Origin of the sequence: Serinicoccus chungangensis, from assembly GCF_006337125.1 — a bacterium.
In the GTDB taxonomy this organism is placed as follows: Bacteria; Actinomycetota; Actinomycetes; order Actinomycetales; family Dermatophilaceae; genus Ornithinicoccus; species Ornithinicoccus chungangensis.
Window position 1 is genome coordinate 1,350,466 of sequence record NZ_CP040887.1, and the last position, 14,125, is coordinate 1,364,590.

Consider the following 14,125-nt stretch of genomic DNA (forward strand, 5'->3'; position numbering starts at 1 on the left):
CCGACGGCCACCCTCCGACCCGTGTGCGGAAGGTGCACCTGTGCCGCGATGCCTCACGACCGAGGTACGACGTCTGCGCAGGAGTCAGCGCCAGCGACCCCGCATGGCCGCGTGCAGCACGATCGACCCGGCGACCGCGGCGTTGAGCGAGCTGGCCGAGCCGACCATGGGGATGCTGAGCACGCCGTCGCAGGCGTCGCGCCACGCTTTCGCCATGCCGCGGGTCTCGTTGCCCAGGACCAGCACGGTCGGCCGCTCCCACGGCACGGCCGCCAGGTCAGTCTCGCCGTGCTCGTCGGTGCCCCACACCTGCATCGGCACACCGGCCTCGCGCTGCTCTTGCACCCAGTCCAGCACCGGCTGCGCGGAGTCCGCCCGCACCGTGGGGACGGCGAAGCAGGAGCCGGTCGAGGCGCGGACCGCCTTGGGGTCGTAGGGGTCGGCCGCGTGCCCGGTCACCACCAGGCCGGTCCCGCCGAAGGCGTCGATCGAGCGCTGCAGCGTCCCGATGTTGCCGGGCTGGCCGGGCCGGTCGAAGACCGTGACGAGCGGCGGCCGGGCGCGCGGCGCCCCGGCGGCTGCCTCCACCACCGAGCCGCCACGTCGCACCGACGCGCCCTCCGACCCGGCCGCCGCGGCCGACCCGGCTGACCCGGCCGCCGCGGCTGACCCGGCTGACCCGGTCACCCGTCCCAGGTCGTCGGCCGGCATGCCCACCACGGCGACGAGCTCGGTCCGCTCGTCCTCGCGCTGCGCCAGCTCGGCCAGCAGCGCAGGAGCGACCTCGAAGCGCTCACCACCGCCGCCGGCCCACACGCCGGCGGCCCACTCCGAGGGCCGCCCGCCGAGCGGCCGCAGCAGCGCGCGCACCGGCCACCCGTGGGCCAGCGCCTGGTCGATCGGGCGGACGCCGTGCACGAGGAACTCACCCGCACGGTGCCGTGCCCGGCGGTTGCCCAGCAGCGACTCCCACTGCTGGAAGGTCGCGTTGCGGGTGGTGACGCGCAGCGTCCGGCGAGGGGCGGGCATACCACGATCGAACCAGACCGCGCTCGGGACCGACGGGGCGGCACAGCCCCGGGCGCGGCGCCCACCTGCCGACCCGCGTGGCCTCAGTGCCGGACGTCGTAGACGGCCATGGTGACCCCGTTGCCGTAGCTCTGCGACTCGACCAGCGCGAGCCGCTGGTGCGGACCGTCGCCGAAGAGCCTCACGCCGCTGCCGAGCAGGACGGGGAAGACGAGCAGGTGGTAGCGGTCGACCAGCCCGGCCTCGGCCAGGCCCTGCGCGAGGGTCGGGCTCCCGTGGACGATGATCGGGTCGCCCTCACCCTCCTTGAGCGCGCGCACCTGGTCCAGCGAGCCCAGCACGGTGGCCTCCCACGCGCTGGTGTCGGTGAGCGTGCCGGAGACGACGTAGCGCGGCATGGCGTTGTAGCGGGGGAACTCCTCGGTCATGCCCGGCCACACCGGCGCGAACTCCTCGTAGGTCCGGCGGCCCAGCAGCAGCGCGCCCGCCTCGTCCTGCTCGCGCCCCTTGATCTCGTAGGCCGCCTCGTCGAAGTCGACGTCTGTGAAGCTCCACCCGGCGTGCGGGTGCTCGCCGCCGCCGGGGGAGTCGACGACCCCGTCGAGGGTGATGATCTCGGTGACGATCAGCTGGCGCATGCTGCTCCTTCGGTATGCCGTGCCCTGGCCGGTGGCCCCGGTGCCGTTGGGTCTCCGGGGTGCCGGCGGCCGCCCGGGTGCGGCCGTCGAGGGTATGACGTCGCTCCGGTCGCGGACTCATCGGTGCCGGCCGGGGGCCGGGGCGGGGTAGACGCGCCGGGCTAGGTCACGAGCCGTCGCAGCGCCCACCGGGCCACCGGGCGGTAGGCGAGCACGACGGGCGCCGGGCCGCGCAGCGCGAGCCCCGCCACGGTGCTCGACCCCGTGTGGTCCCGCACCTCTGCCAGGGTGTGGTGCAGCTCGAGGGTGAGGCCGGTCGGCACCGGACGCACCAGGCGCACCGTCCACGACCACGCGCGTGCCGGCTCGTCGACCGCCGTCACCACGAAGTCGACGGCCAGCCCCAGTGAGCCGCGCACCGTGCCGGACATCCCTGCCTCCAGCCGGTCGGGGCCAGGGGCCAGCTCGACGCGCCGCAGGTGGGGTGCCCAGTCGGCCCAGCGCGAGGGGTCGGCATACCGCTCCCAGGCCTCCTCGACCGGCACCGGGCCGCGCGCCGAGGTCGTGACCTCGCTGCGCCTCACACCCGGCCCGCGCCTCACCCCTGCCCCGGTCCGGCGGACGTCGCGGGGGAGTCCGTGGCGCCACCGGTGGGCTGCTGCGGCAGGGCGCACTGCGCGGTCCCGCCCGGGAGGTGGCTGCGGTTGGCGGCCACCAGCCGGTAGACCGCCGCGCCGGGACGCTCCATGACCCGTGACCCCAGGACCAGCCCGAGGGTCCGCAGCGGCTGGGGGCAGTGCGCCAGGATCTGCGCCCACGCCCGGTGGCCGTAGGCGACTCGCCCGTCCGGCAGCACCACCGGCATCTCCAGCCCGGTGCGGGCCTCGTCCACACCCAGCGCCGCGAGGTCGTGCTCCTGCAGGGACGACACGTCGACCCGCGCGCCGAGGCGCGGGATCCACCCGGCCGCCATGGTGCAGAAGCCGCAGTCGCCGTCGTAGAGCGCGAGCGGCCGTGGTCGGGATGCTGTCGTCATGCCCTCATGCTCGCGCACCGGGACGCCGTCGGCGACCCGGAGAGAGCCTCTCGCAGGCAGCCTCTCGACGGCGCCGCGCTCAGGCCCGCTGGGGCTCGTCCACCTGGCCGTCGGCGCTGACCGGGGCCTCGTCGATGGCCTCGGCGGTCGCGGTCGGCTCAGGCGCGCCGGTGGGCCGCGGGTCCAGGTGGACGCCGGCGATCATGCACCGCACCGACCCGCCGGCGAGCTCGATGGTGGGGATGTCCACCGACACGATCTCGCAGGAGCGCTCGATGGCGGTGATCTGCGGCCCGGTGAGGCTGCGCCGGGCCCGACCGGACATGGCCATGATGTGCCGCCGGCGCCCCTCCGGCGTCCGCCCGAGCAGCTCGACCGCGTTGCCGGCGAACTCGCGCACCTGGTGCTCGCTGAGCTCGACGATCTCCCGCCCGGTGACCTCCAGGCGCTCGCGCACCTCACGGCGGCGCTGCTCGTCGCGGATCATGTCCAGCGCGATGAGGGCGACGTCGGTGCCGATGCACGCGATGACGTTGGTGTGGTAGACCGGCACCCCGCCGGCGTCGACCGCCTCGAAGGGCATCGGCTCGTAGTTGAAGTCGCTGCAGAAGCGCTCCAGCACATGGGTGTCCGCCCGGTGGCTGACGGCCGTGTAGGCGACCCGGGAGACGTGGTCCAGCACCATGGCGCCGGTGCCCTCCAGGAAGATGCCGTCCGGCTCCAGCCCGGAGTAGTCGACGATCGTCTGCAGCCGGTAGTGGGCCTTGAGCATCTCGAGGATGTCGCCGCGCCGCTCGTGCCGGCGGTTCGAGGCATACATCGGGTAGACCGCGACGTAGCCGCCCGGGTGGGTGGACAGCCAGTTGTTGGGGAAGACGCTGTCCGGCCGCGTGTGGTCGGGGTCGCTGAAGACGTGGACCCGCACGCCGGCGTCCCGCAGCGCCTGCGCCACCGCATCCATCTCGGCCAGCGCCGCCGCCGAGGTCACCTCCGTCGACTGCCCCACGGGCACGTCGTGCTGGAAGGCGTTGTCGGTCGCCGTGGCCGGGTTGGGCACGAAGTTCTCGGCACGGATGAGGATCACGGAGGACGGGGCTTGGGCACTCACGCCCGGCAATCTAGGGCATCGCGGCGTCGCCCCCGAAAATGGTGCGCGCCAGCTGTCGATCTGCCGCCCTCCCGTCCGACATCCTGGTGAGGTCGCACCCGGCGGCCCGTGGAGCAGAGGAGAGACGTATGACGCGACGCACCGTTCGCAGCACCGGCACCCGGGGGTGCCCGGGTCCGGGGAGGTGGCAGCGATGAAGTACCTCGTCCTGCTCATGGCCGACGGAGAGCTGCCCGCGTGGTCCACGCTCAGCGAGGAGGAGCAGCAGGCGGGGATGCGCCAGTTCGAGGACTTCGACGCCGCCTGCCGCGACCGCGACGGGGTGGAGATCCTGGCGGCCGAGGCGCTCGGCGCGGCCGACACCGCGACGACGGTCCGCACCCGTGGCGGTGAGCGCACGGTCACCGACGGACCCTACGCCGAGGCGGTCGAGCAGCTAGGCGGGTTCTACCTCCTCCAGGCACCCGACCTCGACGTGGTCCTGGAGCTGCTCACCGTCCTGCCGCCCTACGACATCCAGGTCAGCCCCGTGGTCGACCCCTACTGACGGGATGCCACCCGAGCTCGACCAGGTCGTGCGCGAGGAGTGGGGCCGGCTCGTCGCCCTGCTCCTCGCGCACTTCCGGCGCCTGGACCTCGTCGAGGACGCCCTCGGAGACGCCGTCGAGGCCGCCGCACGGCAGTGGCCACGGGACGGCACCCCGGCCAACCCCGCCGGGTGGCTCCAGACCGTCGCGCGGCGCCGCGTCGTCGACCGGCTGCGCGCGGAGGCGATGGCGCAGCGCCGCCACGCCCTGGTCGTCACCGACCTGGAGCGCCGCCCACCGCGCGCGATGGCCGACCCCGGTGACCTCGTCGAGGACGACCTGCTGCGCCTCGTGCTCATGTGCACCCACCCGGCCCTGGCACCGGAGTCGGCGAGCGCGCTCGCGCTGCGGCTCGTCCTCGGCGTCAGCACCCACGACATCGCCGCCCTCTTCCTCGTGCCCGAGCCCACCATGGCCGCCCGCATCACCCGGGCGAAGAAGAAGATCGTCACGGCCGGCATCCCCTTCGCCGTCCCCGACCTGGCGGTCCTTCCCGACCGGCTCGCGAGCGTCGCGCAGACGGCCTACCTCGCGTTCACCGCTGGGTATGCCCCGGCCAGCGGCCCCGACCTGCTGCGGACGGCGCTGGCGGGGGAGGCGGTGCGCCTGGTCCGCACGGTGCGCGCGCTGCGGCCGGAGGACCCCACGCTGACCGCGCTGCTGGCTCTGATGCTGCTGCAGCACTCCCGCCGGGACGCGCGGCTGGACGACGAGGGCCGGCTCGTGCTGCTGGACGAGCAGGACCGCGACCGCTGGCACCGCGACGAGATCGAGGAGGCGGGGCGGCTGCTCGCCTCACCCGGCCTGCTCGGCGTCCCGCTGCCCGAGCAGGCCGCCGGCTACCTGCTCCAGGCGCTCGTCGCCGCCGAGCACGCCGCCGCACCCACCAGCGCGCAGACACGGTGGGACCGCATCGTCATTCTCTACGACCAGCTCCTGGAGGTGTCCCCGTCACCACCGGCCCGCCTGGCGCGGGCCGTCGCCGTCGCGGAGGCGCACGGTCCGCGCGCCGGCCTCGCCGCCCTCGACGGCCTCGAGGTGCCGGGCAGCCACCGGGTCGCCGCGGTCCGCGCCGAGCTGCTCGCCCGGGTGGGTGAGGTGCCCGCGGCGCTGGAGCAGCTCGACACGGCCCTCGCCGCGTGCGGCAACGACACCGAGCGAGCGCACCTGCGGCGGCGCCGCGCCGAGCTGGCCCCGACGGGCGGCTGACCCCCCGGGGCGGGCTGGCCGTCGACGTCGTCGAGTGCTGAGCGGCCCCGCTGTCTGGCGCAAAGGTCTCGCTTCGGCAAAGGTTTGTCCTAGGACCTTTCCCCGGACGTCCGACGGTCGTACCGTCAGCATCGTGAGATCGAGTGTCTCTTCCTGGGCGCACGGCGCGGCGACGCGCTGGTGCGCCATACGGTGATCACCGTGGAGACCAGTGCACAGGCGATCGCCGACGGGTCCACCGAGCTGGCGGACACGTCGTCCAGGAGCATCCTGCCCATGCGGGAGCAGCACCACCCGGACGAGTGAGCTCGTGAACCCACGGCCGAGCCGACCAGCAGCCCTGCTGCGGGTCGGCTCGGTCGTTCATGACAGGTCGCCCCTCAGAGATCGCGCAGGAACTCCCCGTTGCGCAGCACCATCTGCACGTCGAGGTCGTGGTCGAGACCGACCACGTCGGCGCGGTGCCCGACCGCGAGCTGGCCGGCGTCCAGGCCCAGGGTCCGCGCCGGGCCCCACGTGGCGGACTGCAGCGCCGCGTGCCGCGAGACCCCGGCCGCGACGCCGGTGCGCACCGCCCGGTCGAGGGTGAGGGTGCTGCCCGCGATGCTCCCGGTGTCCAGGGTCCGTGCTACCCCGTCGACCACCTCGACGTCCATCGGGCCGAGGCGGTAGCGCCCGTCCGCGGCGGCCGCGCCCGCCATGGCGTCGCTGACGAGCACGATCCGCGACAGGGTGCTGCGGACCGCGAGCTCCACGACCTCCGGGTGGACGTGGACGCCGTCCACGACGAGCTCGACCGCGAGCCGGGGGTCGGCGAGCGCCGCGACAACGGGGCCGGGGTCGCGGTGGTGCAGGGGCCGCATAGCGTTGAAGAGGTGGGTGACGACGGTGGCGCCCGCGTCGACGGCCTCCCGCAGCTGGTCGGCGTCGGCGTCGGTGTGACCCACGGCGACGACCACGCCCGCCGCGGCGAACCGGCGGACGGCGTCCATCCCGCCAGGCAGCTCGGGGGCGAGGGTCACCATGCAGATCGAGCCCGCGCCCGCCTCCAGCAGCGCGTCGATCTCCGCCGGGTCCGGGTGGCGCAGGTCCTCGAGGCGGTGGGCGCCGCGGTGCAGCGAGCTCAGCCACGGGCCCTCCAGGTGGATGCCCGCGATCATCGTGCCGCGGACGAGCGGGGCCAGCGCGCGGACCTGCTCGAGCAGCGTCTGCGGGTCGGCCGAGACCAGCGAGGCGACGACCGTCGTCGTGCCCGCCGCGTGGTGCGTCGCGGCGGCGGCGCGGACCTCGTCGGGGTCCGTCGTGGCGAAGGTATGCCCCCCGCCGCCGTGGCAGTGCATGTCGACGAACCCCGGGGCGAGGAAGGGCGTGTGCCGGTCGGCAGGGTAGAGCGGGGCGTCCCGCCCGACCTGGGTGATCCGGTCGCCCTCCACGGCGACCCAGCCGCCGGCGAGGGTGCCGTCGGGCCAGAGCACCTGCTCGCCGGAGAGGATCATGCGCTCCCTCATCGGGCCCCCCGCAGCGCGACGGCCGCGGCGGCCGCGCTGGCCGCCCCGCCGCCGTGGGTCCGGACGACGCAGGCGGGTACGGCCCCGGTCGGCAGGTCGCGGATGCCGGTGTGCACCAGGACGTCGCACCGGGCCAGCAGGCCGCGGGCGAGGTCGTCTCCGAGGTCGGTGTGGTCGTCGCTCACGAGGACCAGTCCATCACGCCCGGCCCCGTCGGTCACGAGCCCCGTCGGCTCGACGACCCGGCCCCCGAGCTCGTGCGCCAGGACGCGGGTGAGGACCTCCTGGCGCGCGCCGCTGGCGATGTTGGCGCCACCACCCAGCGCGGCGACGTCCGGAGCCTGCAGCACGGGCACCTCACCCGTGACCCGCACGGCCCGAGCGGCGGCGGCCCGCCCCGCCCGGGTCGCCGCCGCGTCGTCGGCCTGGTCGTCGGCCTGCGTCGGTGCGCCCCGCCGCTCGGCCTGCCGCCGGCCCAGCGCGGCCACCCTGCCGGCCGCCTCGAGCAGCCGCTCGCGGGCGAGGTCACCGCGCTGCACGGCGGCGACGACCGCGTCGGCGAGCGCGAGGGTGTCCTCGCGCGCGTCGTAGTCGCCCGGGTGGACCGGGTTGCCGATGCACAGCAGGTCGGCCCCGGCGGCGAGGGCGAGCACGGCCGACCCGGCCCGCCCCCAGCCCTGCGCGACGGCGGCCATGTCGAGGGCGTCGGTGCAGATGACGCCCTCGAAGCCCAGGTCCTCGCGCAGCACGCGCAGCACGGAGGGGTTGAGGGTGGCCGGGAGGTCGCCGTGCCCGGGCACGACGAGATGGCCGGTCATGACCATCGGCACCCCGGCGCGGACCGCCGCGGCGAAGGGCACGAGCTCGCGGGCCCGCAGGACGTCGTCGTCGACGTCGAGCACCGGCAGGTCGAGGTGGGAGTCCACGCGCGTGGAGCCGTGGCCGGGGAAGTGCTTGGCGCAGGCGAGGACGCCCGCCTCGCCCAGGCCCGCCACCGCCGCGGCCACGTGACGCCCGACCTGGTCGGCGTCGGGACCGAAGGAGCGCACCCCGATGACCGGGTTGGCCGGCTCGGTGTTGACGTCGGCGTCCGGCGCGGCGGTGACGTCGATGCCGACCGCGCGCAGCTGGTGACCGAGCCCGCGCATCACCTCCTGGGTGAGCGCGACGTCGTCGGCCACCCCCAGCGCCCACGCACCCGGCCACGGGGAGCCGTCCCGGTGGTGCAGCCGGGTGACCGTGCCGCCCTCCTCGTCGGCCGCCACGAGCGCCTCCGGACGGCGCCCGTGCACCTGCGCGGTGAGCGCCCCGACCTGCTGGCCGTCCTCGACGTTGTGGCCGAAGAGCCACACGCCGGCCATACCCTCCGCGAGCAGCTCGCCGAGCCAGTCCGGGAGCGTGGTGCCCACGAAGCCGGGGACGAGGACGCCGAGCGCCGCCCGGCGCAGCAGCGGGTCGTCGGCGGGTGCGTCGGTGCCGGTCATCCCTTGGTCGCTCCTGACATGAGGCCGCTGGAGAGCCGCGACTGGACGGCGACGAAGAAGATCATGACCGGGACGGTGATGATCGAGCTGGCCGCCATGACGGCACCCCAGTCGGTGCCGCTGCGGGTGAAGAAGGTCCGCAGACCGACGGCGGCGGTGTACATGTCGTCGTCGGCCATGAAGGTGAGCGCGAAGATGAACTCGTTCCACGCCAGGATGAAGCTGAACACGCTCACCGCGACCAGGCCCGGGGCGACGAGCGGGAAGAGGACCTTCCAGAACATCTGCCACCAGCTCGCCCCGTCGAGGTAGGCCGCCTCCTCCAGCTCGACGGGCACCGCGGCCACGAAGCCCCGCAGCGTCCAGATCGCGAAGGACAGGCTGAAGGCGATGTAGACCACCGACAGCCCCAGCAGGCTGTTGAGCAGACCGAGCGTCTTGGCCTGGAGGAACAGCGGGATGACCAGCGCCTCCATGGGCACCATCTGCACGATGAGGATCATCATGAGGATCTTGGTGCGCCCGGAGAAGCGGAAGCGCGCCACCGCCACCGCGGCGAAGAGCGCCAGCAGGCCGCTGGCCACGACAGTGACGACCGCGACGATGAGCGAGTTGAGCAGGTAGTCCGGGAAGCGGGTCTGCGACAGCACCCGGCCGAAGTGCTCGAAGGAGATCCCGGAGGGGATGACGCCGCGCCCGCCGGCGTTGGCGGCCGGGTCGAGCGCGGTGCCGACCATGACGAAGACCGGGAAGATGCTGAAGACCACGACGACGACGCTGGCGAGCACCAGCCCGCCCCGCCCGAGCAGCCGCCTCACAGCTCCTCCTCCTTGAACAGGGTCCGCAGGTAGACCGCGGTGATGACGAGCAGCAGGACCGTCAGCAGCACGGCGATCGCCGCGCCGAGACCGAACTGGTTCTGCGACATGGCGGTGATGTAGCTCCACGTGCCCAGGTTGAGCACCTCGCGGTTGGAGCCGTCCCCGCCGGGCATGAGGTAGATCTGGGTGAAGACCTTGAAGTCCCAGATCGTGGACAGGATGGTGACGATCGCGAAGACCGGCTTGAGCATGGGCAGCGTGACGTGGCGGAACCGCTGCCAGGCGTTGGCGCCGTCGATCATCGCCGCCTCCGGCAGCTCGGAGGGGATGGTCACCAGCCCGGCGAGCACCGTCACCGCGACGAACGGGAAGCCGTGGTGGACGACGTTGAGGGTGGCGATGGCGTAGAACCAGCCGCGCTCGGTGAAGAGGTTCTGGGTGGTGACGTCGACGAGGCCCAGCTGGCCGAGGACGCCGGTGAGGAACCCGGCCCGGGCGTCGAAGAGGTAGACCCAGACGTAGGTGCCGGTCACGGCCGGCACCGCCCAGGCGGCCATGACCGCCATCATCACCACGGTCCGCCAGCCGGGGGAGAGGCGGTGCAGCAGCAACGCCACGAGGGTGCCGACGACGACGGTCAGGACCACGCAGACGAGCGCGAAGACGACCGTGTTGGGCAGCGCCACCCGCCAGAGCCGCTCGTCGGTGAGGATGTCGCGGTAGTTCTGCAGGCCGACCAGCTCGGCACCGCCGCGGACCAGCTCGCGTAGGCCGAAGTCCTGGAAGGACAGGACGACGACCCGCACCATGGGCCACAGCAGCAGGATGCCGATGACGGCCAGGGTCGGCGCGAGCAGCAGCCACGGCCGCCGCGCCGACCCCAGGGCGGGCGAGCTCACGAGCCGAAGATCTCGTTCATCTCGTCCGCGGCGGTGGTGGCGGCCTCCTCGACGTCGGCCTTGCCGCCCAGGACGGACTCCATCATCGCGGGGATCGTCTGCGCGCCCTCGACCTGGCCCCACAGCGGGGTGACCGGGAGCGTGGCGCTGCCGTCCTTCATCTGCATCGCGAACGGCGCGACCAGCGGGTCGTCGGCCTCCTCGAGCTGGGTGAGCAGGTCGTTGGTCGCCGGGAAGAAGCCGGTCTGCTCGCCCCACATCTCGGCATACTCGCCGGTCGTCATCATCTCGACGAAGGTCCAGGCGAGGTCCTCGTTGTCGGTCGTCTCGAAGACGGACAGGTGCGAGCCGCCGGCGAAGGAGGGCGACATGCCGCCGTCCGGGCCGGGGATGGGCACGACGCCCAGCTTGCCCTCGAGGTCGGGGTTGGCCTCGACGATCGACTTCGGGGTCCAGGAGCCGCTGATGATCATGCCGGCCTCGCCGCGGGCGAAGGCGTCGCGGGTGTCGGCCTCGTTCCAGGTGCTCGCGGCCGGCGTCGACAGGTCGTGCTCCCCGGCCAGGCTCTCGAGGAACTGCAGGCCCTCGATCGACTCGGGGGAGTCCAGCCCGGAGACCCAGGTGTCGCCCTCCTGCGTCGCGACCTGACCGCCCGCGCCCCAGATGAACGGGGTGGTGGTGTGCGTCGAGTTGGGGACCGGGAAGGGGATGAGGTCGGGGTCGCTCTCCTTGAGCGCCTCGCCGACGCTCACCAGCTCGTCCCACGTGGTGGGCGGCTCGACGCCGGCCTCCTCGAGCAGGTCGGTGCGGTAGATGATCGAACGGACCCCGGCGTACCAGGGCGCGCCGTAGACCGCGCCGTCGACGGTGCCGGACTCGAGCACGCTGTCCACGTAGCCGTCGGCCAGCCCGGCCTCGTCGATCCGGCCGGAGACGTCCATGAGGGCGCCCGCGTCGCCGAACTCCGGGGTCCAGGTCGTGCCGACCTCGGCGACGTCCGGGCCGGTGCCGCCGGCGATGGAGTTGGTGAACTTGTCGTGGGCCGAGGCCCACGGGACGTACTGGATGTCGAGGGTGGCGCCGGTCTCGTCCTCGAAGGCGGTGCTGACCTCCTCGAAGAACGGGGTCGCGTCGGGGTTGGTCCCCTCCATGATCCAGACGGTGAGGGTCTCGCCCGAGGCGTCGCCGCCCTCGGAGCCGGCGTCGCCGCCGGAGCCGGTGTCCTCACCACCACCTCCGCACGCGGTGAGCGTGAGGGTGGTGGCCGTCGCCAGCGCGAGCAGGCGGGTGGTGCGCTTCATGATGTGTCCTTCCGGGTGGTGGGAGCGGGGTCGGAGGTATGCCGTGGTCAGGGTCGTCCGCCGGAGGCGGGGAAGAGGTCGACGAGGATGCGGTAGCGGTCGCCGCGGTAGACCGAGCGGACGAACTCCGCCACCTGCCCGTCGGCGACCCGGGAGGTGCGCTCGAAGAGGAAGGCGGGGGAGCCTGCCGTGGTCCGCAGCTGCTCGGCCTCCTCGGCCGTGACGAGGTGCGGCTCGATGGTCTGCGTCCCGGCGCTGATGGTGAGCCCGTAGCGCGCCTCGAGCAGCTGGTAGAACGAGGCGTCCTCGAGGTCGGCCCCGGTCAGCCCGGGGACCAGCTCGGCCGGGACGTGCAGGTCCTCCAGCGCCATCGGCTCGCCGTCGGCGGTGCGGACCCGGCGCACGTGGATGACGCCGGAGGTCGGGTCGACCCCCAGCACCGAGGCGAGCATCATGCCCGCCGGCTGCTGCCGGGCCCAAACGGTGTGCGCCCCCGGGGTCATGCCGCGCGAGCGCATGTCCGTGGAGAACGACGTGGCGGACAGCTGCTGGTCGACCCGCTCGGGCGCCACGAAGGTGCCCGCGCCCGGGCGGCGGATGAGCCGGTGGTCGGCGACGAGCGACTCGACCACGCGGCGCAGGGTCATCCGGGCCACCCCCAGGTCGGCGGCGAGGTCGCGCTCGGCGGGCAGCGGCTCCCCGGGGCGCATGGGGGCGATGAGGTCCTCCAGGCGCTGGCGGACCAGCTCGGCCTTGGCGCCCCGGGAACCGTGGGCGGGGTCCGGTGGTCCGCCCGCGGCGGGGGTCGCGGCCGGTCCCGGGGCCGGCTCGCGAGCCGGTTCGGCGCTCATCGTCCGCGCACCGGCCGGGACGCGGTGGACGAGGTGTTGTCGGCCGAGAGCGCGGTGACGACGTAGACGTCGTGCCGGTCACCGTCGGCGTCGACCCAGTCGGTGTCACCGGTGCCCAGCACGGCGACGAGGCTGTCGGCGTCCAGGTCGTCGCAGGCGACACGACCCGGGCCGCGGGCGTCGTCGACGCGGTAGACGGCGAACCCGGCGTCGTCGCCGGCGTGGCTCCAGGACAGCGCGGTGCCCTCCGCGGTGCGCTCGGTGCGGACCTGGGTCGGGGCCGGGACCTCGGGGGTGGTGCCGGGGTTGAGGGCGGGCGGCAGCGCGGGGCCGGGGTAGTGCTCGGCCTGCAGGAGCGACCAGTGGTCGAGCCGGTCGGCCCGGACGTCCTTGGCGGAGAAGTAGACGTCCCCGGTGACCTGCTCGTAGTCCTCGTTGAGGTCGAGGTGGCGCACCATCTCCTCGGGCTCGGACCACTCCGGCGACTGGGTGGACGTGCCGACCTTGTAGGTCGCCTGCCCGATCCACAGCGCCACGTCGGTGCCGTCGACCTGCTCGCTCCACCACGGGACGAGCACGTCGTAGGCGGCCGGGGCGAAGCCGATGGCCCAGTAGACCTGGGGCAGGACGTAGTCCATCCACTCCTGCTGCACCCACAGGCGGGTGTCGGCGTACAGGTCGTCGTAGGTCTGCGCGCCGGCCGTCGTGTCCGAGCCCTCCGGGTCGGTGCCGGCGTTGCGCCAGACGGCGAACGGGCTGACCCCGAAGGCGACGTGCGGCTTGGCGGCCTCGATCTGCTCGTGCAGGCCCTCGATGAGCCGGTTGACGTTGTCGCGCCGCCAGTCGCCGCGGTCCGCGAAGCCCGCGCCGTAGGCCGCGTAGCTCTCGTCGTCGGGGAACTCCTGGCCCGCCACCGGGTAGGGGTAGAAGTAGTCGTCGAAGTGGACGCCGTCGATGTCGTAGCGCTCGACCGCCTCCATGATGACCGCGGTGGTGTGCTCACGGACGGCCGGGACGCCCGGGTCGTAGTAGAGCTTGCCGCCGTAGGCCACCGTCCAGTCGGGGTTGACCCGCGCCGGGTGGTCCTCGGCGAGCACCGAGGGGTCGGTGCCGGTGAGCGTGACGCGGTAGGGGTTGAACCAGGCGTGGAAGTCCAGGCCGCGCGCGTGGGCCTGCTCGACGGCGAAGGCCATCGGGTCCCAGCCGCCGAAGTCGGCGCCCTGCTCGCCGGTGAGCCAGGCGCTGCTCGGCTCCAGCTCGGAGGGCCAGAAGGTGTCGGCCGTCGGCCGCACCTGCACGAAGACGCTGTTGAGGCCGGAGGCGACCGCCTCGTCGTACCACGCCTCCAGCTCGGCCTGCGCCTCCTGCGGGCTCAGCCCCGGCCGGGAGGGCCAGTCGATGTTGGCGACGCTGGCGATCCACACCCCGCGCATCTCGTGCAGGGGCGCCTCGGGCGCCGGGCTGCACGTGGTCCACGGCGCTCCGGTCGGCGCCGGGGCGGCCTGGGAGGTCGCGGCACCCCCGAGGGCGAGCGCGGCCCCGAGGGGGACGACGGCGCTCGCGAGGAGGGTGCGGTGGCGGCGGGGGTGCGGTGCGGGCATCTGCTCTCACGTCCTTGTCAGAGTCTTCTAGACCAACGGTGCTAGACCAATGG

General features: G+C 73.9%; 14 protein-coding genes. 2 read left to right on the top strand and 12 right to left on the bottom strand.

Going from position 1 to position 14,125, the window contains the following annotated elements:
- Positions 1 to 84: 84 nt before the first annotated feature.
- The 5 genes from FHD63_RS05945 to ctlX all read right to left on the bottom strand — a co-directional run bounded on the left by FHD63_RS05945 (position 85) and on the right by ctlX (position 3,811).
- Positions 85 to 1,029 (bottom strand): TrmH family RNA methyltransferase, encoded by a 945-nt coding sequence (locus tag FHD63_RS05945; protein ID WP_202978420.1) that lies wholly within the window; start codon positions 1,027 to 1,029, stop codon positions 85 to 87.
- Between the two features lie 83 nt (positions 1,030 to 1,112).
- Positions 1,113 to 1,667 carry a dihydrofolate reductase family protein gene (locus FHD63_RS05950; protein ID WP_139720945.1) on the bottom strand — a complete coding sequence of 185 codons (555 nt, stop codon included), beginning with the start codon at positions 1,665 to 1,667 and terminating at the stop codon, positions 1,113 to 1,115.
- 161 nt (positions 1,668 to 1,828) lie between these two features.
- The gene (locus FHD63_RS05955; protein ID WP_139720947.1) at positions 1,829 to 2,251 is read right to left on the bottom strand and encodes an SRPBCC family protein; all 423 of its coding nucleotides are present in this window, start codon (positions 2,249 to 2,251) and stop codon (positions 1,829 to 1,831) included.
- 14 nt (positions 2,252 to 2,265) lie between these two features.
- On the bottom strand, positions 2,266 to 2,703 hold the full coding sequence (locus FHD63_RS05960; protein ID WP_139720948.1) for a thiol-disulfide oxidoreductase DCC family protein: 438 nt from the start codon (positions 2,701 to 2,703) through the stop codon (positions 2,266 to 2,268).
- Positions 2,704 to 2,782: 79 nt separating this feature from the next.
- Positions 2,783 to 3,811 (bottom strand): citrulline utilization hydrolase CtlX, encoded by a 1,029-nt coding sequence (ctlX, locus tag FHD63_RS05965; protein ID WP_139720950.1) that lies wholly within the window; start codon positions 3,809 to 3,811, stop codon positions 2,783 to 2,785.
- Positions 3,812 to 4,004: 193 nt separating this feature from the next.
- On the opposite strand from ctlX, the gene FHD63_RS15945 reads away from it, so the two are divergent.
- Entirely contained in the window at positions 4,005 to 4,358 is a 354-nt protein-coding gene (locus FHD63_RS15945) for a YciI family protein (protein WP_158296717.1), read from the top strand.
- A gap of 4 nt (positions 4,359 to 4,362) precedes the next feature.
- On the top strand, positions 4,363 to 5,607 hold the full coding sequence (locus tag FHD63_RS05975) for an RNA polymerase sigma factor (RefSeq protein WP_139720954.1): 1,245 nt from the start codon (positions 4,363 to 4,365) through the stop codon (positions 5,605 to 5,607).
- Positions 5,608 to 5,987: 380 nt separating this feature from the next.
- Here FHD63_RS05975 and FHD63_RS05980 read toward each other — a convergent pair whose 3' ends face one another.
- Genes FHD63_RS05980 through FHD63_RS06010 form a run of 7 tightly spaced genes read right to left on the bottom strand, consistent with a single transcriptional unit; the run spans position 5,988 to position 14,072 of the window.
- The gene (locus FHD63_RS05980; protein ID WP_174964905.1) at positions 5,988 to 7,103 is read right to left on the bottom strand and encodes an N-acetylglucosamine-6-phosphate deacetylase; all 1,116 of its coding nucleotides are present in this window, start codon (positions 7,101 to 7,103) and stop codon (positions 5,988 to 5,990) included.
- An 8-nt stretch (positions 7,104 to 7,111) separates the two neighbouring features.
- Positions 7,112 to 8,599, bottom strand: a complete 1,488-nt coding sequence (locus tag FHD63_RS05985) for a glycoside hydrolase family 3 N-terminal domain-containing protein (protein WP_139720957.1) — start codon at positions 8,597 to 8,599, stop codon at positions 7,112 to 7,114.
- On the bottom strand, positions 8,596 to 9,417 hold the full coding sequence (locus FHD63_RS05990; protein ID WP_139720959.1) for a carbohydrate ABC transporter permease: 822 nt from the start codon (positions 9,415 to 9,417) through the stop codon (positions 8,596 to 8,598). Before FHD63_RS05990 ends, FHD63_RS05985 begins: the two co-directional genes overlap by 4 nt.
- Entirely contained in the window at positions 9,414 to 10,319 is a 906-nt protein-coding gene (locus tag FHD63_RS05995) for a carbohydrate ABC transporter permease (RefSeq protein ID WP_139720960.1), read from the bottom strand. Before FHD63_RS05995 ends, FHD63_RS05990 begins: the two co-directional genes overlap by 4 nt.
- A complete protein-coding gene (locus tag FHD63_RS06000; RefSeq protein ID WP_139720962.1) occupies positions 10,316 to 11,620 on the bottom strand; it encodes a sugar ABC transporter substrate-binding protein in 1,305 nt (434 codons plus the stop codon). Before FHD63_RS06000 ends, FHD63_RS05995 begins: the two co-directional genes overlap by 4 nt.
- A gap of 47 nt (positions 11,621 to 11,667) precedes the next feature.
- Positions 11,668 to 12,471: a GntR family transcriptional regulator gene (locus FHD63_RS06005; protein WP_139720964.1), complete on the bottom strand. Its 804-nt coding sequence runs from the start codon at positions 12,469 to 12,471 to the stop codon at positions 11,668 to 11,670.
- Entirely contained in the window at positions 12,468 to 14,072 is a 1,605-nt protein-coding gene (locus tag FHD63_RS06010) for a glycoside hydrolase family 10-like protein (RefSeq protein WP_139720966.1), read from the bottom strand. Before FHD63_RS06010 ends, FHD63_RS06005 begins: the two co-directional genes overlap by 4 nt.
- Between the last annotated feature and the right edge of the window lie 53 nt (positions 14,073 to 14,125).